This is a genomic window from Actinomadura sp. NBRC 104425, assembly GCF_030269545.1.
Lineage (GTDB): Bacteria > Actinomycetota > Actinomycetes > Streptosporangiales > Streptosporangiaceae > Spirillospora > Spirillospora keratinilytica.
Genome location: NZ_BSTN01000162.1, coordinates 1 through 255, shown reverse-complemented (window position 1 = coordinate 255; position 255 = coordinate 1). Strand labels below are relative to the sequence as shown.

1 protein-coding gene is annotated in these 255 nt (G+C 67.5%); it reads right to left on the bottom strand.

All coding sequences use genetic code 11. The annotated features are described in order from the left end of the window. Positions 1-255 (bottom strand): hypothetical protein (locus tag QSK22_RS33565; RefSeq protein WP_285498556.1); only part of this gene is annotated, 255 nt, incomplete at both ends.

The window sequence follows — 255 nt, the reverse complement described above, 5'->3', positions numbered from 1 at the left end:
GGACCGTACTCATTCACCACCACCGCATCCGGCGCCAACCCCAACCACGACACAACACTCGCCCCGGGCAGCGCCTCACCACCGACCACCCAACGCCGCGCCGCACCGGCAACACGATCGCAAGACAACATCTCGGCCAGCATCGGCAGATGCGCCGGAACCACCTTCACCACATCGAACCCACCAACCGACCCCAACACACCGGCCAAGCCCTCCACACCACCGTCCGCACCCACCGTGATCGCCGCACCCGCC